This window comes from Pseudomonas sp. CJQ_9 (genome assembly GCF_043106615.1).
GTDB classification, from domain to species: domain Bacteria; phylum Pseudomonadota; class Gammaproteobacteria; order Pseudomonadales; family Pseudomonadaceae; genus Aquipseudomonas; species Aquipseudomonas juntendi.
The window spans coordinates 58,140-79,429 of record NZ_JBICMS010000091.1; the positions used below are offsets into that span (position 1 = coordinate 58,140).

At 61.9% G+C, this 21,290-nt stretch carries 20 protein-coding genes; 15 read left to right on the forward strand and 5 right to left on the reverse strand.

The annotated features are described in order from the left end of the window. Positions 1-43 precede the first annotated feature (43 nt). The 5 genes from ACF8SD_RS18680 (at position 44) to ACF8SD_RS18700 (ending at position 5,506) form a co-directional block, all read left to right on the forward strand. Positions 44-547 carry an ureidoglycolate lyase gene (locus ACF8SD_RS18680; protein ID WP_009683933.1) on the forward strand — a complete coding sequence of 168 codons (504 nt, stop codon included), beginning with the start codon at positions 44-46 and terminating at the stop codon, positions 545-547. A gap of 45 nt (positions 548-592) precedes the next feature. Then, positions 593-1,918, forward strand: a complete 1,326-nt coding sequence (locus tag ACF8SD_RS18685; RefSeq protein ID WP_173888137.1) for a urate hydroxylase PuuD — start codon at positions 593-595, stop codon at positions 1,916-1,918. Between the two features lie 159 nt (positions 1,919-2,077). After that, positions 2,078-3,433, forward strand: a complete 1,356-nt coding sequence (locus ACF8SD_RS18690; RefSeq protein WP_054911346.1) for a nucleobase:cation symporter-2 family protein — start codon at positions 2,078-2,080, stop codon at positions 3,431-3,433. Positions 3,434-3,586: 153 nt separating this feature from the next. After that, the gene (locus ACF8SD_RS18695) at positions 3,587-4,372 is read left to right on the forward strand and encodes an outer membrane protein OmpK (protein WP_009683937.1); all 786 of its coding nucleotides are present in this window, start codon (positions 3,587-3,589) and stop codon (positions 4,370-4,372) included. A gap of 351 nt (positions 4,373-4,723) precedes the next feature. Further along, entirely contained in the window at positions 4,724-5,506 is a 783-nt protein-coding gene (locus ACF8SD_RS18700; protein ID WP_173888135.1) for an outer membrane protein OmpK, read from the forward strand. A gap of 138 nt (positions 5,507-5,644) precedes the next feature. On the opposite strand, the gene ACF8SD_RS18705 is transcribed toward ACF8SD_RS18700, so the two are convergent. Further along, positions 5,645-6,559, reverse strand: coding sequence for a DUF808 domain-containing protein (locus ACF8SD_RS18705; RefSeq protein WP_173888133.1), 915 nt, complete (start codon positions 6,557-6,559; stop codon positions 5,645-5,647). 132 nt (positions 6,560-6,691) lie between these two features. On the opposite strand from ACF8SD_RS18705, the gene ACF8SD_RS18710 reads away from it, so the two are divergent. Next, positions 6,692-7,303: a TetR/AcrR family transcriptional regulator gene (locus tag ACF8SD_RS18710; RefSeq protein WP_054911348.1), complete on the forward strand. Its 612-nt coding sequence runs from the start codon at positions 6,692-6,694 to the stop codon at positions 7,301-7,303. A gap of 128 nt (positions 7,304-7,431) precedes the next feature. Here ACF8SD_RS18710 and ACF8SD_RS18715 read toward each other — a convergent pair whose 3' ends face one another. Beyond that, entirely contained in the window at positions 7,432-7,872 is a 441-nt protein-coding gene (locus ACF8SD_RS18715) for a heme-binding protein (RefSeq protein WP_173888131.1), read from the reverse strand. Between the two features lie 256 nt (positions 7,873-8,128). Between ACF8SD_RS18715 and gcl the strand changes: the two genes are divergently transcribed. The 6 genes from gcl (at position 8,129) to ACF8SD_RS18745 (ending at position 15,744) form a co-directional block, all read left to right on the forward strand. Next, a complete protein-coding gene (gene gcl, locus ACF8SD_RS18720; protein ID WP_173888129.1) occupies positions 8,129-9,904 on the forward strand; it encodes a glyoxylate carboligase in 1,776 nt (591 codons plus the stop codon). A 53-nt stretch (positions 9,905-9,957) separates the two neighbouring features. Further along, a complete protein-coding gene (gene hyi / locus ACF8SD_RS18725; RefSeq protein WP_173888127.1) occupies positions 9,958-10,740 on the forward strand; it encodes a hydroxypyruvate isomerase in 783 nt (260 codons plus the stop codon). Between the two features lie 158 nt (positions 10,741-10,898). Next, positions 10,899-11,792, forward strand: a complete 894-nt coding sequence (locus ACF8SD_RS18730; protein ID WP_392484944.1) for a 2-hydroxy-3-oxopropionate reductase — start codon at positions 10,899-10,901, stop codon at positions 11,790-11,792. Between the two features lie 215 nt (positions 11,793-12,007). Further along, positions 12,008-13,282, forward strand: coding sequence for a glycerate kinase (locus ACF8SD_RS18735; protein ID WP_392484945.1), 1,275 nt, complete (start codon positions 12,008-12,010; stop codon positions 13,280-13,282). Continuing rightward, complete coding sequence (gene pyk / locus ACF8SD_RS18740) at positions 13,279-14,694, forward strand: pyruvate kinase (protein WP_392484946.1); 1,416 nt, start codon at positions 13,279-13,281, stop codon at positions 14,692-14,694. Before ACF8SD_RS18735 ends, pyk begins: the two co-directional genes overlap by 4 nt. Positions 14,695-14,877: 183 nt before the next feature. Next, positions 14,878-15,744, forward strand: a complete 867-nt coding sequence (locus ACF8SD_RS18745) for an urea transporter (RefSeq protein ID WP_392484947.1) — start codon at positions 14,878-14,880, stop codon at positions 15,742-15,744. Here ACF8SD_RS18745 and ACF8SD_RS18750 read toward each other — a convergent pair. Further along, positions 15,720-16,418: an RHS repeat-associated core domain-containing protein gene (locus tag ACF8SD_RS18750; protein WP_392484948.1), complete on the reverse strand. Its 699-nt coding sequence runs from the start codon at positions 16,416-16,418 to the stop codon at positions 15,720-15,722. The genes ACF8SD_RS18745 and ACF8SD_RS18750 overlap by 25 nt on opposite strands. 155 nt (positions 16,419-16,573) lie before the next feature. Here ACF8SD_RS18750 and ACF8SD_RS18755 point away from each other — a divergent pair, with 155 nt between their 5' ends. Together ACF8SD_RS18755 and ACF8SD_RS18760 are read left to right on the forward strand one after the other, a co-directional pair. Then, positions 16,574-17,395, forward strand: coding sequence for an ion transporter (locus ACF8SD_RS18755; protein WP_274411914.1), 822 nt, complete (start codon positions 16,574-16,576; stop codon positions 17,393-17,395). 214 nt (positions 17,396-17,609) lie between these two features. Further along, positions 17,610-18,608, forward strand: coding sequence for a sulfate ABC transporter substrate-binding protein (locus ACF8SD_RS18760; RefSeq protein WP_173888115.1), 999 nt, complete (start codon positions 17,610-17,612; stop codon positions 18,606-18,608). Positions 18,609-18,730: 122 nt separating this feature from the next. On the opposite strand, the gene ACF8SD_RS18765 is transcribed toward ACF8SD_RS18760, so the two are convergent. Both ACF8SD_RS18765 and ACF8SD_RS18770 read right to left on the reverse strand, forming a co-directional pair. Then, positions 18,731-19,657 carry a class I SAM-dependent methyltransferase gene (locus tag ACF8SD_RS18765; protein WP_392484949.1) on the reverse strand — a complete coding sequence of 309 codons (927 nt, stop codon included), beginning with the start codon at positions 19,655-19,657 and terminating at the stop codon, positions 18,731-18,733. An 85-nt stretch (positions 19,658-19,742) separates the two neighbouring features. Then, positions 19,743-20,639, reverse strand: a complete 897-nt coding sequence (locus tag ACF8SD_RS18770; protein ID WP_173888111.1) for a DMT family transporter — start codon at positions 20,637-20,639, stop codon at positions 19,743-19,745. Between the two features lie 133 nt (positions 20,640-20,772). Here ACF8SD_RS18770 and ACF8SD_RS18775 point away from each other — a divergent pair, with 133 nt between their 5' ends. Next, positions 20,773-21,210: an Lrp/AsnC family transcriptional regulator gene (locus ACF8SD_RS18775; RefSeq protein WP_392484950.1), complete on the forward strand. Its 438-nt coding sequence runs from the start codon at positions 20,773-20,775 to the stop codon at positions 21,208-21,210. Positions 21,211-21,290 lie beyond the last annotated feature (80 nt).

Here is a 21,290-nt window from a genome sequence, read left to right on the forward strand (position 1 = left end):
GCCGACCCCCATTCAGTACAACGAACATAAAAGAGAGACCCGCATGCGCACCCTGATGATCGAGCCCCTGACCAAAGAAGCCTTCGCTCCCTTCGGCGACGTGATCGAAACCGACGGCAGCGACCACTTCATGATCAACAACGGCTCGACCATGCGCTTTCACAAGCTCGCCACGGTCGAGACCGCTGAGCCTGAAGACAAGGCGATCATCAGCATCTTCCGCGCCGATGCGCTGGACATGCCGCTGACCGTACGCATGCTGGAACGCCACCCGCTGGGCAGCCAGGCTTTCATCCCGCTGCTCGGCAACCCCTTTCTGATCGTGGTCGCGCCCATTGGCGATGCACCTGTATCAGGCTTGGTCCGTGCCTTCCGCAGTAATGGCAGGCAGGGCGTTAATTACCATCGCGGCGTCTGGCACCACCCGGTGCTGACGATCGAAAAGCGGGATGACTTCCTGGTGGTTGATCGCAGCGGTTCTGGCAACAACTGCGATGAGCATTACTTCACCGAGGAACAGATGCTGATCCTCAATCCCCACCAATAAGAAAAGGTCGGTCATCGTTCTCGGTGATCGGCAGAGGTACATACTGTGGAAGCACACCTTCACGAATGGCTGAACCTGAGCATTCGCTGGGTTCACATGATCACCGGCGTGGCCTGGATCGGTGCATCGTTCTACTTCGTTTGGCTGGAGAACCACCTGAACCGAAGCAACCCGCGCGATGGGTTGTCGGGTGATCTCTGGGCGATTCACGGCGGTGGTATCTACCACCTGGAGAAATACAAGCTCGCCCCCCCGAAAATGCCCGAGAACCTGCACTGGTTCAAATGGGAAGCCTACTTCACCTGGATGTCCGGTATCGCCTTGCTGTGCGTGGTGTTCTACTGGAACCCGACGCTGTACCTGCTGGCCCCTGGCAGTACCCTCAGCGGTGCCGAAGGCGTGGCCATCGGTATCGGCTCGCTGGTGGCCGGCTGGTTCATCTACGACTTCCTGTGCGACTCGCCGCTGGGCAAGAAGCCGGCGTTGCTGGGTGCCGTACTGTTCGTGCTGATCATCGCCGCCTGCTGGGGCTTCAGCCTGGTGTTCAGCGGCCGCGGTGCCTACCTGCACACCGGCGCGATCATCGGCACCATCATGGTCGGCAACGTGTTCCGCATCATCATGCCGGCCCAGCGCCAGCTGGTGGCCGCGATCGAGAACAACCAGACCCCCGACCCGGTACTGCCGGCCAAAGGCCTGTTGCGCTCGCGCCACAACAACTACTTCACCCTGCCGGTGCTGTTCATCATGATCAGCAACCACTTCCCGAGCACCTACGGTAGCCAGTACAACTGGCTGATCCTGGCCGGTATCGCGGTAGCTGCGGTGCTGATCCGCCACTACTTCAACACCCGCCACGACAGCAACAAGTACGCCTGGACCTTGCCTGTCGGTGCCCTGGCAATGATTTGCCTGGCCTACGTCACCGGCCCCAAACCGATGGCAGTGAGCCCTGAGCAGGCCGCCGCGAAGATCGAGTATCAGCCTCTGCCGGCTACTGCTGTGGGTGGCAAGACCGCTGCCGAGCAACGCGCCGAGGACGCCGCCAAGGCCGCCGCAGCGCCTGCTGAAGCTCCGGCCCAGGCCCCGGCTACGGCCCAGGCCGGTGGTGGCGACTTCGACAAGATCCACAATGTCATCCAGGAACGCTGCACCGTGTGCCACTCGGCCAAGCCGACCAGCCCACTGTTCAGCGCCGCACCTGCCGGCGTGATGTTCGACACCCCGCAGCAGATCCAGGCCCAGGCCGCGCGCATTCAGGCGCAGGCAGTGGCCAGCCAGATCATGCCGCTGGGCAACATCACCCAGATGACCACCGAGGAGCGCAAGCTGGTCGGTGACTGGATCGCCAAGGGCGCCCAGGTCAACTGATCGAGCCACAAGCGTCAAGCTGCAAGCCTCAAGCTGTACGTAGTAGGAAGCAAGCATCGAGTGTCAGGCTCCAGTGCGGATACCAAGCTTTTTCTTGAAGCTTGCCGCTTGGAGCTTGTCACTTGGATCCGAGAATAAAAACAAAACTCGAGGTGCTGCATGTCCGAGTCCCGCAAGGCGTACATACCCGTTGCGCCACCGCGCGAACCCTTGCCCCTGTTCCAACTGTTCCTGGTTGGCCTGCAACACGTTTTGCTGATGTACGGCGGCGCCATCGCTGTGCCACTGATCATTGGCCAGGCCGCCGGGCTGTCCCGTGAAGAAGTCGCTTTCCTGATCAACGCCGACCTGCTGGTCGCTGGCGTCGCCACCATCATCCAGTCGTTCGGTATCGGCCCGGTGGGCATCCGCATGCCGGTGATGATGGGTGCCAGTTTCGCAGCCGTGGGCAGCATGGTGGCCATGGCCGGCATGCCCGGTGTAGGCCTGCAGGGGATCTTCGGCGCGACCATCGCCGCCGGGTTCTTCGGCATGCTGATCGCACCGTTCATGTCCAAGGTCGTGCGCTTCTTCCCACCGCTGGTCACCGGTACGGTGATCACCTCGATTGGCCTGTCGCTGTTCCCGGTAGCGGTCAACTGGGCCGGCGGTGGCCAGGATGCCAGTACGTTCGGCTCGCCGATCTACCTGCTGGTGGCTGGCTTGGTGCTGGCCGTGATCCTGCTGATCAACCGCTTCATGCGCGGCTTCTGGGTCAACGTGTCGGTGCTGGTTGGCATGGGCCTGGGCTACGTGCTGGCCGGCGCCATCGGCATGGTCGACCTGTCAGGCCTGAGTGAAGCGCCGTGGTTGCAGGTGGTGACGCCCCTGCACTTCGGCATGCCGACCTTCAGCCTGGCACCGATCCTGTCCATGTGCCTGGTGGTGGTGATCATCTTCGTCGAGTCCACGGGCATGTTCCTGGCCCTGGGCAAGGTGACCGACCGAGAAGTCACCCCAGGCATGCTCCGCCGCGGCCTGCTGTGCGATGCCGGGGCCTCGTTCATCGCCGGCTTTTTCAACACCTTCACCCACTCGTCGTTCGCCCAGAACATCGGCCTGGTGCAGATGACCGGGGTCCGCTGCCGCTTTGTCACCATCGTGGCCGGCGCACTGCTGATTCTGCTCAGCCTGCTGCCCAAGGCGGCCTTCCTGATCGCCTCTATCCCGCCCGCGGTACTGGGTGGGGCGTCGATCGCCATGTTCGGCATGGTGACCGCTACCGGGATCAAGATCCTCCAGGAAGCCGACATCGGCGACCGCCGCAACCAGTTGCTGGTTGCGGTAAGCGTGGGCTTCGGCTTGATCCCCGTGGTGCGCCCGGAGTTCTTCGCGCAGATGCCGCAGTGGATGGAGCCCATCACCCACAGTGGCATCGCCATGGCCACGGTCAGCGCCCTGGTGTTGAACGTGCTGTTCAACATTCTGGGCGGTGCCGACCGCGCGGTGCACAACGACGCCTGTCACCAGCACTGAAGCAAAACCCCTTCGAGTGACCGGGAGCGGCCTGTTGCCGCTCCGGTCTCGAACCGTCGTAGACGCTATACCGTCGGCCCGCCGGAATGGGCCGCCCGGGGCACCTGCACGCCAAAAAAACCCAAAAAAAACAATAAGTCCGGGAAGCACAACATGAAACGCATCACCACGTCCCTCTTGCTGGGCAGCAGCCTGCTGGCCACCGTTCCCGCCCACGCGGGCGAATGGCTGCAATGGCACGGCGAAAGCCTGACCTACCTGTACGGCAAGGACTTCAAGGTCAACCCCAGCATCCAGCAAACGGTTACCTTCGAGCACGCCAACAAATGGAAGTACGGCGACACCTTCATGTTCGTCGATAAGATTTTCTACAACGGCAAAGCAGACGCCAGCAAGGGCGTGACCACCTACTACGGTGAGTTCAGCCCGCGCCTGTCATTCGGCAAGATCTTCGACCGGAAACTGGCATTCGGCCCGGTCAAGGATGTGTTGCTGGCCATGACCTACGAACGTGGCGAAGGCGACAACGAGGCCTACCTGATCGGCCCCGGCTTCGACCTGGCCATCCCGGGCTTCAACTACTTCACCCTTAACTTCTATGTGCGCAACACCGAGGGCAGCCGCCCCGGGGACAATGTGTGGCAGATCACCCCGGCCTGGTCGTACACCCTGCCGGTGGGCAAGTCCGACATCCTGATCGATGGTTACATGGACTGGGTCACCGACAACGACCAGACCCGCCGTGGCACCTACCACGCCAACCTGCATTTCAACCCGCAGGTCAAATATGACCTGGGCAAGGCCCTGAACCTGGGGGCAAAGCAGCTTTATGTGGGCTTCGAGTACAGCTACTGGAAGGACAAGTACGGCATCGACAGCCGCGGCAACCTGGACAGCAACCAGAGCGTGGCGAGCGCGCTGATCAAGGTACACTTCTAAGAAGTTGACCAAACGCACAAGTTTGATTCACAGCGCTCCAGGACGGAGCACTTGAGGCGCGGCGCGCAAGCCAGTAATCTGCGCGCCCCCTCGATCAGGGCAGAACGGATTCTGCCTGCGTTTACTGACCGCTCAGTCAATGAATACGGGCGGTTGGCGAACGTGTTGCCAGCCTGAAAGACCCTTTTCATCCGTTCAGAACGAAGTCGAGCAGGAAGGTTTTGCCAACCCGGAAAAGTTGGCCCAACCCTTGCCAAACAGCTGTGGCCTATCGAAAAAAGCTGACTCAAAAGACAAAAAGCGCCAACAACGAGCGCAGACAACAGATCAAACAAGGGAGCGACACTTGCAATGCGTACCATCAACAGCCTGATCCTTGCTGGCGGCCTGCTGGCCTGCGGCACCACCTTCGGCGGTGACTTGCTGCAATGGCAGAACAACAGCCTGACCTACCTGTGGGGCAAGAACTTCAAGGTCAACCCGCCGACCCAGCAAACCGTGACCTTCGAACATGCCGATGGCTGGAAGTACGGCGACAACTTCATCTTCGTCGACAAGATCTTCTACCAGGGCCAGAAGGACGAGGGCAACGGCCCGAACACCTACTATGGCGAGATCAGCCCACGCCTGTCGTTTGGCAAGATCTTCGACCAGAAGCTGGCGTTCGGCCCGGTCAAGGACGTGCTGCTGGCCATGACCTACGAGTTTGGCGAGGGTGATACCGAGTCGTACCTGATCGGCCCGGGCTTCGACCTGGCCATCCCCGGTTTCGACTACTTCCAGCTGAACTTCTACAACCGCACCACCGACGGCAGCCGTGCCGGCGACAATGTGTGGCAGATCACGCCGGTGTGGTCGTACACCATCCCGGTGGGGGATTCCGACGTACTGATCGACGGCTTCATGGACTGGGTGGTCGACAACGACCAGAACCGCCGTGGTACCTACCACGCCAACCTGCACTTCAACCCGCAGATCAAGTACGACCTGGGCAAGGCGCTGCACTTTGGCGAAAAGCAGTTGTACGTGGGTGTGGAGTATGACTACTGGAAGAACAAGTACGGCATCAAGGACAGCGATGCCTTCACCACCGACCAGAACACCATGAGCTTCCTGGTCAAGGTGCACTTCTGACATGAGTCCTCGGGGCCGCGCTGCGGCCCATTCGCGGGCACGCCCGCTCCCACAGGGTCCGCGCTCGGCCCAAGGCAGGCACTGTACCTGTGGGAGCGGGCGTGCCCGCGAACCGGGGCAGCGCCCCGGCCATGCGCACTAGCTGGCCGGCCGAACCGCCCGCCATAACTTGCCGGCAACCGTCACCACCGCCAGCACCACGGCCCCGGCCACCACCCCGGCCACGCCGTTGAGCAGCGCACCGGTCAATGCACCACCACGGCCTTCGCTGAACGCCTCGACCGCGTGATGCAGCGGCGCGATGCCATGCACCAGAATCCCGCCACCCACCAGAAACATCGCCGCCGTGCCGACCACCGACAGGCCTTTCATCATGTAGGGTGCCGCGCGCAATATGCCATTGCCTACCGCCTGAGCCACGCCCGACCCCCGCTTGGTCATCCACAGCCCAAGGTCGTCCAGTTTGACGATGCCGCCCACCACCCCGTAAACACCCAAGGTCATTACCACTGCGATGCCCGACAGCACGATGACCTGCTGTGGCAGCGGCGAGTCGGCGACGATGCCCAGGGTAATGGCGATGATTTCCGCCGACAGGATGAAGTCGGTACGCACAGCCCCTTTGATCTTGGCTTTCTCATACGCCACCAGGTCGACATTGGCATCGGCCACAGCCTGTTTGCGCGCAGCCTTTTGCGCCTCGTCGTCTTCCTTGCTATGCAAGAACTTGTGCGCCAGCTTCTCGAAGCCCTCGAAGCACAGATACGCGCCGCCCAGCATCAGCAAGGGCGTGACCGCCCAAGGGATGAAGGCGCTGATCAGCAGGGCCGCCGGTACCAGAATGGCCTTGTTCATCAACGAACCCTTGGCCACCGCCCACACTACCGGCAGTTCGCGATCGGCCCGCACACCCGTCACCTGCTGGGCATTGAGCGCCAGGTCATCACCCAGCACACCTGCGGTTTTTTTTGCTGCCACTTTGGTCATCAGCGAGACATCGTCCAGCAACGTGGCGATATCGTCGATCAGTACCAGTAGACTGCTTCCTGCCATGTTTGCCTGCATCCGAATGAGTAAATGCCCAGAATTCTAGCCCAAAGCCGCTGCCTTGAGCGCCCGTCGGGCCCGGTGCTACCATGCCCGATCCCTCTTAGAGGTGGCCAGACACGAGGAAGATCCCTGACCATGAGCACCATTCGCGAGCGCAACAAGGAATTGATCCTGCGCGCAGCCAGCGAGGAATTCGCCGACAAGGGCTTCGCGGCCACCAAGACCAGCGATATTGCGGCCAAGGCCGGCTTGCCCAAGCCGAACGTGTATTACTATTTCAAGTCCAAGGACAACCTCTACCGTGAGGTGCTGGAAAGCATCATCGCGCCGATCATGCAGGCGTCCACGCCGTTCAATGCCGACGGTGACCCGAAAGAAGTGCTGAGCGCCTACATTCGCTCGAAAATCCGCATTTCCCGCGACTTGCCCCATGCTTCCAAGGTATTTGCCAGCGAGATCATGCACGGCGCTCCGCACCTGTCACCGAACCAGGTGGCGCAGTTGAACGAGCAGGCCCGGCACAACATCGAGTGCATCCAGCGCTGGATCGACAACGGGCAGATCGCCCATGTAGACGCGCACCACCTGATGTTCAGCATCTGGGCGGCCACCCAGACCTATGCCGATTTCGACTGGCAGATTTCTGCGGTGACCGGCAAGGCCAAGCTGGCCGACAGCGATTATGACGCAGCAGCCGAGACCATCATCCGCATGGTGCTCAAGGGCTGTGAGCCCGAGGTGGCCTGACAGGGCCAGTGGGGCTGCTTTGCAGCCCTTTCGCGACACAAGGCCGCTCCTACAGGGTTACGCGATTCCCCGTAGGAGCGGCCTTGTGTCGCGAAAGGGCCGCAACGCGGCCCCGGCTATCTTGAGCTTTACGCCGCTACTCCGGCATCCGCCAGCAACCCCACCTCCTCGATCGCACTGATCGCGCACTGTTCGTCGATATCCGACGTATCGCCGCTGATCCCGACAGCACCCAGTACCTTGCCGTCCTGATCACGAATCAGCACGCCCCCCGGCGCCGGCACCACCGGCCGTTCACCCATTCCGTTCAGCGCGGCAAAAAACGCCGGCCGCTGCTGCGCATCCAGCGCCAGCAAGCGCGAGCCCTTGCCCAGGGCTATCGCACCCCAGGCTTTGCCGGTGGCCACTTCCGGGCGGATCAGGCTGGCGCCATCTTCGCGCTGCAGCGCCAGCAGGTGGCCGCCAGCATCCAGCACCGCCACGGTCAGCGGCGCGGCGTTGATCTTGCGGCCCGCCGCCAGCGCGGCGTTTACCAGCCCAACGGCGACTTTCAGGTTCAAATCGTTCATGAAAAGGTCCTCTTCTTGTTGTGAGAAGCCCTGAGGGCAGTTGAAAACCGATGAACAAATAGAACACAACGAAGATTATTTTTGTATACAATATTTTGAAACGATCGTATGCGATCACGCAAACTCCCGTTTTCATGGGCGCTCTGAGGAAAGCCAAGTCAACCGATGAAAACCCATTGACCTACAGCGCTAGGCGTGAATACACTCTATCGCAAAGCAAGTTGTATACAATTACAAAATCAATGAGGCACAAACCATGAGCAAAATGAGAGCAATCGATGCAGCCGTTCTGGTCATGCGCCGTGAAGGTGTAGATACCGCGTTCGGCATCCCGGGGGCTGCCATCAATCCGCTGTACTCGGCCCTGAAGAAAGTCGGTGGCATCGATCACGTCCTCGCTCGCCACGTCGAAGGTGCCTCGCACATGGCCGAGGGCTACACCCGCGCCAACCCGGGCAACATCGGTGTGTGCATCGGCACCTCCGGCCCTGCCGGCACCGACATGGTCACCGGCTTGTACAGTGCCTCGGCCGACTCCATTCCTATTCTCTGCATCACCGGCCAGGCCCCGCGTGCGCGCCTGCACAAGGAAGACTTCCAGGCTGTCGATATCACCAGCATCGTCAAGCCGGTGACCAAGTGGGCGACCACGGTACTGGAGCCAGGCCAGGTGCCTTACGCTTTCCAGAAAGCCTTCTATGAAATGCGCACCGGCCGCCCAGGCCCGGTGCTGATCGACCTGCCGTTCGACGTGCAGATGGCCGAAATCGAATTCGACATCGACGCCTACGAGCCGCTGGCTATCAACAAACCTGCCGCCACCCGCGTGCAGGCCGAAAAAGCCCTGGCCATGCTCAATGACGCCGAGCGCCCGCTGCTGGTCGCCGGCGGCGGCATCATCAACGCCGACGCCAGCGACAAGCTGGTGGCGTTCGCTGAACTGACCGGCGTACCGGTAATCCCGACCCTGATGGGCTGGGGCACCATCCCGGACGACCACGCGCAGATGGTCGGCATGGTCGGCCTGCAGACGTCGCACCGCTACGGCAACGCCACCCTGCTCAAATCGGACCTGGTGTTCGGTATCGGTAACCGCTGGGCCAACCGCCACACCGGCTCCGTGGACGTCTACACCGAGGGCCGCAAATTCGTCCACGTGGACATCGAGCCAACCCAGATCGGCCGCGTGTTCACGCCGGACCTGGGGATCGTTTCCGACGCTGGCAAGGCGCTGGACGTACTCCTGGAAGTCGCCCGCGAGTGGCAAGCCGCTGGCAAGCTGAAATGCCGCAAGGCCTGGCTGGAAGACTGCCAGCAGCGCAAGGCCAGCCTGCAGCGCAAGACCCACTTCGACAATGTGCCGGTCAAGCCGCAGCGTGTGTACGAAGAAATGAACCAGGTGTTCGGCAAGGACACCTGCTACGTCAGCACCATTGGCCTGTCGCAGATTGCGGGCGCGCAGTTCCTGCACGTGTACAAGCCACGCCACTGGATCAACTGCGGCCAGGCCGGCCCGCTGGGCTGGACCATCCCTGCGGCACTGGGTGTGGTAAAGGCCGATCCGCAGCGCAAGGTCGTGGCGCTGTCGGGTGACTACGACTTCCAGTTCATGATCGAAGAGCTGGCGGTGGGCGCACAATTCAACCTGCCGTACGTTCATGTGCTGGTGAACAACGCCTACCTGGGCCTGATCCGCCAGGCGCAGCGTGGCTTCGACATGGATTACTGTGTACAACTGGCGTTCGAGAACATCAACTCGACAGACGCTGCCACCTACGGCGTTGACCACGTGGCCGTGGTCGAAGGCCTGGGCTGCAAGGCCCTGCGCGTGTTCGAACCGGCCGAGATCGCCCCTGCCCTGCTCAAGGCGCAGAAGATGGCCGAAGAGTTCCGCGTACCGGTAGTGGTCGAGGTCATTCTCGAGCGCGTCACCAACATTTCCATGGGCACCGAGATCAACGCGGTCAACGAGTTCGAAGACCTGGCGCTGGTCGGCAACGACGCGCCAACCGCCATCTCGATGCTGGACTGATCGCCTGACGCCCCCAGGCATGCCCTGGGGGCCTTCACCGCAAGGAGACAACTATGCCTCGCTTCGCTGCCAACCTGTCCATGCTGTTCACCGAACAGGACTTCCTGGCCCGCTTCAAGGCTGCCGCCGATGCTGGCTTCAGCGGCGTCGAATACCTCTTCCCGTACGACTACAGCGCGGCTGAAATCAAGCAGCAGCTGGACGCCAACGGCCTGACTCAGGTGCTGTTCAACCTGCCGGCCGGTGACTGGGCCAAAGGCGAGCGCGGGATCACCTGCCACCCCGACCGCGTCGAAGAATTCCGCGCGGGGGTCGACAAGGCCATCGAATACGCCAAGGTGCTGGGCAATACCCAGGTCAACGCCCTGGCCGGCATTCGCCCACAAGGCCTGCAGTGTGCCGACGTGCGCAAGACCTTCGTCGACAACCTCAAGTATGCCGCCGACAAACTCCAGGCCGCCGGCATCCGCCTGGTCATGGAAATGATCAACACCCGCGACATCCCTGGTTTCTACCTCAATACCACCCAGCAGGCCCTGGAAATCCAGGCCGAGGTGGGCAGCGACAACCTGTTCCTGCAGTACGACATCTACCACATGCAGATCATGGAAGGTGACCTGGCCCGGACCATGGAAGCCAACCTGAAGTTGATCAACCACATCCAGTTGGCCGACAACCCCGGCCGCAACGAGCCAGGCACCGGCGAGATCAACTACCGCTTCCTGTTCGAACACCTGGACCGCATCGGCTACCAGGGCTGGGTGGGCGCGGAATACAAGCCGCTGACCACCACCGAAGCAGGCCTGGGCTGGCTGAAAACCCATAACGCAATCTGAACGGCTGAACGCTAGCCCCCTGTGAAACACGAAACCCTGTGGGAGCGGGCATGCCCGCGAACACCGGCATAGCCGGTGCCATCCACCGAGTCGCCTGTTTCGCGGGCATGCCCGCACCCACAGCTTGAGACATCACAAATACAAAGAGGCATATTCTCATGGCTAAAATCGGTTTCATCGGCACCGGCATCATGGGCAAGCCCATGGCCCAGAACCTGCAAAAAGCAGGGCACAGCATTTTCGTTTCCACCCACCACGACGCCGCGCCAGCCGACCTGATCGCCGCCGGTGCAGTGGCCCTGGCCAACCCGAAAGAAGTGGCCCAGGAAGCCGAGTTCATCATCGTCATGGTGCCGGACACCCCACAAGTGGAAAGCGTGCTGTTCGGTGACAACGGCGTGGCCGAAGGCGTGGGTCCGAACAAGGTGGTGATCGACATGAGCTCGATCTCCCCTACTGCCACCAAAGCCTTTGCCGAAAAAATCAAGGCCACCGGCGCCGCCTACCTGGACGCCCCGGTGTCTGGTGGCGAAGTAGGTGCCAAGGCCGCGACCCTGAGCATCATGGTTGGCGGCTGCCCGAACGCTTTCGAGCGCGCCCTGCCACTGTTCCAGGCCATGGGCAAGAACATCACCCGTGTGGGTGGCAACGGTGACGGCCAGACCGCCAAGGTGGCCAACCAGATCATCGTCGCCCTGAATATCCAGGCTGTCAGCGAAGCGCTGCTGTTCGCCGCCAAGAACGGCGCCGACCCGGCCAAGGTGCGCGAAGCACTGATGGGTGGCTTTGCCTCGTCGAAAATCCTCGAGGTGCATGCCGAGCGCATGATCAAGGGCACCTTCGACCCGGGCTTCCGCATCAACCTGCACCAGAAAGACCTGAACCTGGCCCTGCAAGGCGCCAAGGAGCTGGGCATCAACCTGCCCAACACCTCCAATGCCCAGCAAGTGTTCAACACCTGCCAGGCCCTGGGTGGCGGCAACTGGGACCACTCGGCGCTGATCAAAGGCCTGGAACACATGGCCAACTTCTCGATCCGCGACGAGAGATAAGCTTCAAGCTGTGAGCCTCAAGTGGCAAGCGACAAGCGACAAGCGACAAGCGACAAGCGAGAGCAGATCTGCTTTTGCTTGTAGCTTGTAGCTTGTAGCTTGCAGCTTGCAGCTCGCAGCTCGCAGCTGTGGAGACCGCCCCTGGTTCAGCCTGCACGGAGGCGATTCCAGGGGCGTTTTTGATTGTGCAGAACAACAATAATTGGGAGCCTGCCATGTCGGTCGATCCGCAAAAAATTCTCCGCGACCTGTTCGACACAGCCATCGCCGCCGCCCACCCCCGTCAAGTTCTCGAACCCTACCTGCCCGCCGACCGTAGCGGCCGGGTCATCGTCATCGGCGCCGGCAAGGCCGCAGCCGCCATGGCCGAAGTGGTCGAGAAAAGCTGGCAGGGCGAAGTCTCCGGCCTGGTCGTCACCCGTTACGGCCACGGCGCCAACTGCCAGAAAATCGAGGTGGTCGAAGCCGCCCACCCGGTACCGGATGCCGCCGGCCTGGCCGTGGCCAAGCGCGTGCTGGAACTGGTCAGCAACCTCAATGAAGAAGACCGCGTCATATTCCTGCTCTCCGGCGGTGGCTCTGCCCTGCTGGCCCTGCCCGCCGAGGGCCTGACCCTGGCCGACAAGCAGCAGATCAACAAGGCACTGCTGAAATCCGGCGCCACCATCGGCGAGATGAACTGCGTGCGCAAGCACCTGTCGGCGATCAAGGGCGGCCGCCTGGCCAAGGCCTGCTGGCCGGCCACGGTCTACACCTATGCCATCTCCGATGTACCCGGCGACCTCGCCACGGTGATCGCTTCCGGCCCCACCGTGGCCGACCCGAGCACCTCGGCCGATGCCCTGGCCATTCTCAAGCGCTACAACATCGAAGCGCCAAAAGCGGTGATCGACTGGCTCAACAACCCGGCCTCGGAAACCGTCAAGGCCGACGACCCGACCCTGGCTCGCAGCCACTTCCAGCTGATTGCCAAGCCCCAGCAGTCGCTGGAAGCCGCCGCAGTCAAAGCGCGCCAGGCAGGCTTCAGCCCGCTGATCCTCGGCGACCTGGAAGGCGAATCGCGGGAAGTGGCCAAGGTGCATGCCGGCATCGCCCGGCAGATCGTGCTGCACGGCCAGCCGCTGAAGGCGCCCTGCGTGATCCTGTCCGGTGGCGAAACCACCGTGACCGTGCGCGGCAATGGTCGTGGCGGGCGCAATGCCGAGTTCCTGCTCAGCCTCACCGAAAGCCTGAAAGGGCTGCCGGGCGTGTACGCCTTGGCCGGTGACACCGACGGTATCGACGGCTCGGAAGAAAACGCCGGCGCCTTCATGACCCCGGCCAGTTACGCCAGCGCCGAAGCCCTGGGCCTGTCGGCCAGCGATGAGCTGGACAACAACAACGGCTATGGCTACTTCGCCGCGCTGGACGCGTTGATCGTCACCGAGCCGACTCGCACCAACGTCAACGACTTCCGCGCCATCCTGATCCTCGAGACTGCCCAATCATGACGCCTGATAAAAAAGTGAAGATCCTCGCCACCCTCGGCCCGGCGATCGAAGGCATCGACGACATCCGCCAACTGGTCGAAGCGGGGGTGAACATCTTCCGCCTCAATTTCAGCCACGGCGAACACGCCGACCACGCCCTGCGTTACCAGTGGATCCGCGAAGTCGAGCAGCAGTTGAACTACCCCCTGGGTATTCTCATGGACCTGCAAGGGCCCAAGCTACGGGTCGGCCGCTTTGCCGAAGGCAAGGTCCAGCTGCAACGCGGCCAGGCCCTGCGCCTGGACCTGGACACCACCCCGGGCGATAACCGCCGGGTCAACCTGCCGCACCCCGAGATCATCGCCGCCCTGGAGCCAGGCATGGACCTGCTGCTGGACGACGGCAAGCTGCGCCTGCGGGTAACCGCCAAGCACAGCGACGCGATCGACACCGAAGTGCTGAACGGTGGCGAGCTGTCGGACCGCAAGGGCGTCAACGTACCGCAAGCGGTGCTCGACCTCTCGCCGCTCACCGAAAAAGACCGCCGCGACCTGGCCTTTGGCCTGGAGCTGGGCGTGGACTGGGTCGCCCTGTCGTTCGTGCAGCGCCCTGAGGACATCGTTGAAGCGCGCCAGCTGATTGGCGGCCGCGCCTACCTGATGGCCAAAATCGAAAAACCGTCGGCAGTCGAGCACCTGCAAGCCATCGCCGAACTGGCCGACGCCATCATGGTGGCCCGCGGGGACCTGGGCGTGGAAGTGCCGGCCGAAAGCGTGCCGCAGATCCAGAAGCGCATCATTGGCACCTGCCGCCAGCTGGGCAAGCCAGTGGTGGTGGCCACGCAGATGCTCGAATCGATGCGTTTCTCGCCGGCACCGACCCGTGCCGAAGTCACCGACGTGGCCAACGCCGTGGCCGAGGGTGCCGACGCGGTGATGCTGTCGGCCGAAACCGCCTCGGGGGATTACCCGCTGGAGGCTGTGCAGATGATGAGCAAGATCATCCGCCAGGTCGAGAACGGCCCGGACTACCAGGCGCAGCTCGACGTCGGCCGGCCCAAGGCCGAAGCCACCGTATCGGACGCCATCAGCTGCGCGATCCGCCGTATCAGCGGCATCCTCCCGGTGGCGGTGCTGGTCAACTACAGCGAGTCGGGCGCCTCCACCCTGCGCGCTTCGCGTGAACGGCCACGGGCACCGATCCTCAACCTTACGCCCAACCTGAACACCGCGCGGCGCCTGAGCGTGGCCTGGGGTGTGCACTCGGTGGTCAACGACCGCCTGCGCCAGGTGGATGAGGTGGTCTCCACGGCCCTGGAAATTGCCCAGGCACAAGGCATGGCCAGCCGGGGCGACACACTGCTGATCACTGCCGGGGTGCCGTTCGGCAAACCTGGGTCGACCAACACGCTGCGGATCGAAACACTGATCTAAGCCACTGCATAGCCCCTGTGGGAGCGGGCGTGCCCGCGAATGCGTCAGTCCAGGCAACTTCGTTGACCCTGCTGGCCCTTTCGCGGGCACGCCCGCTCCCACAGCGTCGGTGGTGAAGCAAAGAATCGCGGAAAAACGAGGCCCAAAGAGGCCCACCGCTCCATCAACCTCACTGACTGCCCCATGTACAGCAAACATTTCGCCAACCCGTGCCCTGACTGGGCCACGGCGTTACTCAACGGCTTCAGCCAGGTGCTGCTGCTGCGCAACCCCCTGTGCGGCCTGTGCTGCCTGCTGGCCATCCTGCTGACTGCGCCAGACCTGGTCGGCGGCGCCCTGCTCGGCGCCCTCGCCGGCCTGCTCACTGCCCAGCGCCGCGGCTACGACCGTGCCGACCGCCAGGCCGGGCTGTATTGCTACAACGGCGTACTGATCGGCATCCTGATCAGCGCCGTGCTGCCCTGGTCGGCCATCCTGCCGCCCTTGATCATTGCCGCTGGCGGCCTTTCGAGCATCATCACCCACCAATGGCGCAAGCGCGGCGGCAAGCTGCTGGTTGCCTATACCGCGCCGTTCGTGCTGTTGGGCTGGGGCACGCTGTTGCTCGCCGAACCCTCGATGACCGGTTTCGTCGAAGCCGAACCGGTGTACGCCCTGGCCCGCGGCATAGGGCAGATCTTCCTGCTCGACCAGCCGTTGGCCGGGTTGCTGATCATCGTCGGCATGTTCATCGCCCTACCCTATGCGGCGATGTGGGCGGTAATTGGCTCGGCCATCGGGGGCGGCATGGCGCTGCTCACAGACCAGGCGCAAGCAGCGTGGATGGGCCTGGCTGGCTTCAACGCCGCGCTGGCGGCGCTGGCCTTCAGCAGGCAAGGCGAAAAACCCTGGGTGACGTTGCTGGCCATCGCTCTGGCCTTGCTGCTGCAACCGCTGTTCATGCTGCTGCCTGTAGCCGGCCTGACCGCGCCTTTTGTCGCCGCATGCTGGCTGATGCACACATGTGCGCACATTGCAGAGCAGTATCAACGCCGTATGTCTTCGACATAATCATTTGGCACTGCCCTCTCTCCTGCAGTTGAAACTGCCCCCCGCCTGGCTGGGTTGATGAAAGCATGGGTGGGTGGCACAATCTCGACCCTCTCGAAACCTTTTAACAGTAAGTGCCCCCCCCTGGCTCTGGACGTTGCAGGGATATGAGTATCGTCCTTTTTGAAGTAAGCACCCGATAGCTCGGCAAGTGGCGACTGAGCCACGACCTGTGCATCGATTCTCGGTGAGTTACCGGTGAATTCGAAAGTTGTAAAAGTTTCACTGTGAACCTTGATAACCTGCAAAGACTTGCCTTTGTATTCTGCTTTGGCAAGCGGCTTCAAATGGGCTTTCAAATCCCTCTTAGTCAAGCCGAACCGCGAAAGATGTCCCGTCAAGCCCGTCCTCTGTCCCATCTGCCCTGATGGGTCGACTTTGTTCACAGGGTCACCAGTGCAGTAGGAATACGCATTGATACCCCCCTCACCAAATGGACTGATGCTGTCGGGACTCGTGAAGCGCATCAGCGATGGCGCGTAACACCGATAACCCTGTCCCAGCAGATAGCCTGAAAGATATTGATCGAACACTTGGCCTGCGTAAGCCAATATGTTCAAAGGTGACGAACCTGCCAGGTAGCCAAATGGCGAATAGGCGTTAGCCTGATTGGGTTTTATTTTCAAAGAGATCATGACCGCTCCAGTTGCCACCTCTGCCCCCCCATGCTCTCCCCAAAGCACAAGGTCGGGAAACTGACAGAAATATCAGTTGCATTCGCAGGTAACCAATTGCAGATGGGCAATCAATCCTTCTAGGCTTCCCACTTCAGTACTACGAGCCAATAAACATGCCTGTATCGCAATCCCTAAGGGAACGCCTCTACATCATGGTCTTCCAGACCGACACCGTGGCTGGAAGGCGCTTCGACAAGATCCTCCTACTGATCATCCTCGCCAGCCTGGTCACGGTGATCCTCGACAGCATCGACGAAGTGCACCAGGGCTACGCCGGCCTGCTGGCCGGTATCGAATGGGGCTTTACCGCGATCTTCCTGGCCGAGTACCTCACCCGCCTGTACTGCTCGCCCAAGCCGCTGCGCTATGCCTTCAGTTTCTATGGGCTGGTCGATTTACTGGCGATCGTGCCGGGGATCATCGCGCTTTATTACAGCGACGCCCAATACCTGCTGATCGTCCGCGTCATCCGCATGCTGCGGATCTTCCGCGTGCTCAAGCTCAGCCCGTACCTCAAGCAGGCCCATTACCTGATCGACGCGCTGCGCGGTAGCAAGCAGAAGATCATCGTGTTTCTGGTCACGGTATCGACCTTGGTCACGGTGTTCGGCACGCTGATGTATGTGATCGAAGGGCCGGAGCACGGTTTCACCAGCATTCCCAAGGGCATCTACTGGGCGATCGTCACCCTGACCACCGTGGGCTTTGGCGACATCGTGCCGAAGACGCCCTTGGGTCAGGTGATTTCGTCGATGGTGATGATCATCGGTTATTCGATCATTGCCGTGCCTACCGGGATCTTTACTGCAGAGCTGGCCAACGCCATGCGGGGTGAGCAGCTGCAGCATGATTGCCCGGTCTGCAAGAAAAAGACCCATGAACAAAGCGCGGCGTTCTGCTCGCGGTGCGGGAATGGGTTATTCCCCAAAGCGTGACAGCGCCTGCGCCGGCCTCTTCGCGGGTGAACCCGCTCCTACAACAGGCCCGGGCCGTGCGCGGTCCCGTAGGAGCGGGTTTACCCGCGAAGAGGCCGGCACAGGCAGAAGCAGAAGCATAACCAAAGCATTTTTTGTTCTTTAACCCGCACAAATCCAACCGCTATAGTCGCTGGCAATCTGCCTCGATTACCGCCAAGTACAAGGAAGCAACGTGAAAAGACTCTTCACCGCCTCGCTGCTCGCCGCAGGCCTGGCCTTGGGCAACATCGCCCAGGCCGCCCCGACCCTGCTCAACGTTTCCTACGACGTGATGCGCGACTTCTACAAGGACTACAACCCGGCCTTCCAGAAACACTGGGAAGCCGAGCACAAAGAGAAGGTCAACGTGCAAATGTCCTTCGGCGGCTCGAGCAAGCAGGCACGGGCAGTGATCGACGGGCTGCCGGCCGACGTCATTACCATGAACATGGCCACCGACATCAACGCCCTGGCCGACAACGGCAAGCTGGTGCCGGACAACTGGGTGAGCCGCCTGCCGAACAACAGCGCGCCGTTCACCTCGGCCACCGTGTTCATCGTGCGCAAGGGCAACCCGAAAGCCCTGAAAGATTGGCCCGACCTGCTCAAGGACGGTGTGCAGGTGATCGTGCCCAACCCGAAGACTTCGGGTAACGGCCGTTACACCTACCTGTCGGCATGGGGTTATGTACTCAAGCAGGGCGGTGACGAGGCCAAGGCCCGTGACTTCGTCGGCAAGCTGTTCAAACAGGCCCCGGTGCTGGATACCGGTGGCCGTGCTGCCACCACCACCTTCATGACCAACCAGATTGGTGATGTGCTGGTAACCTTCGAGAACGAAGCCGAAATGATCGCCCGCGAGTTCGGCCGCGACCAGTTCGAAGTGGTTTACCCGAGCGTGTCGGCCGAAGCCGAACCTCCGGTTAGCGTGGTCGACAAGGTGGTGGCCAGGAAAGGCACCCAGGCCGTGGCCGAGGAATACCTGAAGTACCTGTGGTCGCCAGCGGCCCAGGAAATTGCCGCACAGAACTACCTGCGTCCACGCGATGCGACGGTGCTGGCGAAGTACACCGACCGGTTCCCGAAGGTGGACTTCCTGTCGGTGGAGAAAACCTTTGGTGACTGGCGCACCGTGCAGAAGACCCACTTCAATGATGGTGGGGTATTTGACCAGATCTATACCGGTCAGTAATTGATTTAGGCAGGCCCGGCCCCTTCGCGGGCAAGCCCGCTCCCACAGAATCGTGCAAAACCCAGGCCTACGATAATCCTGTGGGAGCGGGCTTGCCCGCGAGGGGGCCGGACCAGGCGACATCAAGCCTGGCGGAACACCAACGCCTTCAGCCCCCCCGCCGGGTCCACATCGGGAAATTCCGGTGGGTTCTCCAGCCGCTCGACAAACGCCAAAGAAGGCGCCTGCTCGGCCATCCCATCGATCAGGAATTCCGGCCCGATACCCGGGTCGTTGACACACGCCAGGACCGTTCCCCCCGCATTCAGCAACTCCGGCAGTCGCCGCAGGATCTTCGCGTAATCCTGGGTCAACACAAAGCTGCCACGCTGGAAGGTAGGCGGGTCGATGATGATCAGGTCGTAAGGCCCGTACTTGCGCACCTTGCCCCATGACTTGAACAACTCATGCCCCAGATACGCCACCCGCGACGCATCGTGGTCATTCAAGCGATGGTTGTCCCGGCCCCGCGACAACGCCGACTTGGCCATGTCGAGGTTCACCACCTGCTCGGCACCGCCGGCAATTGCTGCCACCGAAAAGCCACAGGTGTAGGCGAACAGGTTCAGCACGCGCTTGCCCGCCGCCTGCTCACGCACCCAGCGCCGGCCGTAGCGCATGTCAAGGAACAGGCCGTTGTTCTGTCGCACGCCCAGGTCCAACAGGTAGGTAAGGCCGTCCTCTATCACCTCGCGCTGCTGGCACGGCTCGCCCATCAGCCACTGGCCGGGGCTGTCGGGCAGGTAGCGGTGCTGTACGAGGATGGCCTGGCCGGACCATTGCGGGCGCTCGGCAACGGCACGCAGCATGGCCTCCAGCTCGGCCAGTTGGCCTTCAGGCATCTCGCGGAACAATGCGACCGATAACACACCTTGCAGCCAGTCGACGGTGACTTGCTCCAGGCCCGCCCAGCAGCGGCCACGGCCGTGGAACAGGCGGCGGGTTTCCTGCGGGGCAGGGTCGAGGGCGGCGAGCAGGTGTTGCTCGAGGGTGTGGATTGGCGAAGTCATGGTGGGTCGCAAGCTGGCAAAGAGCGGCATTCTACCTTGCTGGCCTCTTCGCGGGTAAACCCGCGAAGAGGCCAGCAAGGTCAGCTCAATGCTTGACTGCAAATCGCGTAGGTCGGAACCACCACCCCTGCTGCATACCCGCCGCAGCCAGCAGGATCAACCCTACTCCCAGCCACTGCAGCGGGGCCAACCGGTGTCCGAACGCCACCCAATCCACCAGAATCGCCGCAACCGGGTAGATGAATGACAACGCACCGGTGAAGGCTGTGGGCAAGCGCTGGATGGCGCTGTACAGCAGCACGTACATCACACCGGTATGGACAATGCCCAGGGTCACCAGGCTGGCCAATGCTGGCACCTCACCCGGCAATCCACCAAGCTTGACCCACGGCGCCAGTAGTAGCACCCCGGTCATGACCTGGATCAGCGCTATCAAATGCGGGGGTGTGCCTTTCAGCCGCTTGATGATCAATGCAGCAATCGCATACAAGAACGCCGCGCCCAGTGCCAGCGCAATGCCGAGCAGATAGTCTTCACCAGTCCCCTGCCCTGCACCATGTGCACTGACGATGGCCAGCATGCCGAGAAACGCCACACTCAGCCAGGTGACCTTGGCCAACGTGATCTTCTCGCCCAGAAACAGCGCCGCCAGCCCCACCAGCATGAACGGCTGCACGTTGTACACCGCCGTGCCGATGGCGATCGACGCCCGTGAATACGAAGCAAACAACAGCACCCAGTTGCCGACAATGGCCACACCACTGGCAATCGCCAACAGGACCGCCGTGCGGCTGATCACCCCCGGCCGCAAAAAGCCGAACGCGGCGCAGATCACCAACAGGGTCACGGCGCCGAACACGCAGCGCCAGAACACCACCTCAAGCACCGGCTGGCCAGACACCAGCACGAACCAGCCGATGGTCCCGGAAATCAGCATGGCAGCGACCATTTCCAGCGAGCCACGGCGCAATGAACTGTCCATCTCATACCTCCCGTTGACGATGGCAACAGTATGCAAAGGTTAGCGGTGGGCCATCCAGCGGATAACGAAGGCCGGTTTGCGGTCTTGCCTTTACTATCAAGGCAAATCACCAGAATTACCTGACGAGAAAAACATGACCGATGCCATCGACCAATTACTGATCAATGCACTGATGGAGGACTCGCGCCGCTCGCTCAAGGCATTGGCGCAGGTCAGCGGGCTGTCCGCGCCCAGCGTCAGCGAGCGCCTGCGCCGGCTGGAGGCACGCGGCGTGCTGCGCGGTTACACCGTGGAGGTCGACCCGCGCGCCTTTGGTTACCAGTTGCAGGCCATCGTGCGCATTCGCCCGCTGCCGGGGCAGTTACAGGAAGTGGAGCGGCAAATCATTGCCATCCCCGAGTTCACCGAGTGCGACAAGGTTACTGGCGAGGATTGCTTCATCGCCCGGCTGCATGTGCGCTCGATGGAGCAACTGGACACCCTGCTCGACCGCATCAATGTGCTGGCCGAGACCAACACCGCAATCATCAAGAAGAGCCCGGTGAAGCGGCGGTTGCCGCCGATGGATTGATTTTTTCCTGCGCGGCCCTCTCGCGGGCATGCCTGCTCCCAAAGGTTTCGAGATTGCTGGAACTCATTGTGGGAGCGGGC

Bases quoted from the DNA above. Each gene is read 5' to 3' on its own strand.
- ACF8SD_RS18695 (WP_009683937.1), top strand. From the start codon at position 3,587: ATGAAACGCATCACCACGTCCCTCTTGCTGGGCAGCAGCCTGCTGGCC.
- ACF8SD_RS18755 (WP_274411914.1), top strand. From the start codon at position 16,574: ATGCCTGTATCGCAATCCCTAAGGGAACGCCTCTACATCATGGTCTTC.
- ACF8SD_RS18730 (WP_392484944.1), top strand. From the start codon at position 10,899: ATGGCTAAAATCGGTTTCATCGGCACCGGCATCATGGGCAAGCCCATG.
- ACF8SD_RS18710 (WP_054911348.1), top strand. From the start codon at position 6,692: ATGAGCACCATTCGCGAGCGCAACAAGGAATTGATCCTGCGCGCAGCC.
- pyk (WP_392484946.1), top strand. From the start codon at position 13,279: ATGACGCCTGATAAAAAAGTGAAGATCCTCGCCACCCTCGGCCCGGCG.
- ACF8SD_RS18700 (WP_173888135.1), top strand. From the start codon at position 4,724: ATGCGTACCATCAACAGCCTGATCCTTGCTGGCGGCCTGCTGGCCTGC.
- ACF8SD_RS18775 (WP_392484950.1), top strand. From the start codon at position 20,773: ATGACCGATGCCATCGACCAATTACTGATCAATGCACTGATGGAGGAC.
- ACF8SD_RS18745 (WP_392484947.1), top strand. From the start codon at position 14,878: ATGTACAGCAAACATTTCGCCAACCCGTGCCCTGACTGGGCCACGGCG.
- ACF8SD_RS18705 (WP_173888133.1), bottom strand. From the start codon at position 6,559: ATGGCAGGAAGCAGTCTACTGGTACTGATCGACGATATCGCCACGTTG.
- ACF8SD_RS18765 (WP_392484949.1), bottom strand. From the start codon at position 19,657: ATGACTTCGCCAATCCACACCCTCGAGCAACACCTGCTCGCCGCCCTC.
- hyi (WP_173888127.1), top strand. From the start codon at position 9,958: ATGCCTCGCTTCGCTGCCAACCTGTCCATGCTGTTCACCGAACAGGAC.
- ACF8SD_RS18735 (WP_392484945.1), top strand. From the start codon at position 12,008: ATGTCGGTCGATCCGCAAAAAATTCTCCGCGACCTGTTCGACACAGCC.
- ACF8SD_RS18680 (WP_009683933.1), top strand. From the start codon at position 44: ATGCGCACCCTGATGATCGAGCCCCTGACCAAAGAAGCCTTCGCTCCC.
- ACF8SD_RS18715 (WP_173888131.1), bottom strand. From the start codon at position 7,872: ATGAACGATTTGAACCTGAAAGTCGCCGTTGGGCTGGTAAACGCCGCG.
- ACF8SD_RS18770 (WP_173888111.1), bottom strand. From the start codon at position 20,639: ATGGACAGTTCATTGCGCCGTGGCTCGCTGGAAATGGTCGCTGCCATG.
- ACF8SD_RS18690 (WP_054911346.1), top strand. From the start codon at position 2,078: ATGTCCGAGTCCCGCAAGGCGTACATACCCGTTGCGCCACCGCGCGAA.
- gcl (WP_173888129.1), top strand. From the start codon at position 8,129: ATGAGCAAAATGAGAGCAATCGATGCAGCCGTTCTGGTCATGCGCCGT.
- ACF8SD_RS18750 (WP_392484948.1), bottom strand. From the start codon at position 16,418: ATGATCTCTTTGAAAATAAAACCCAATCAGGCTAACGCCTATTCGCCA.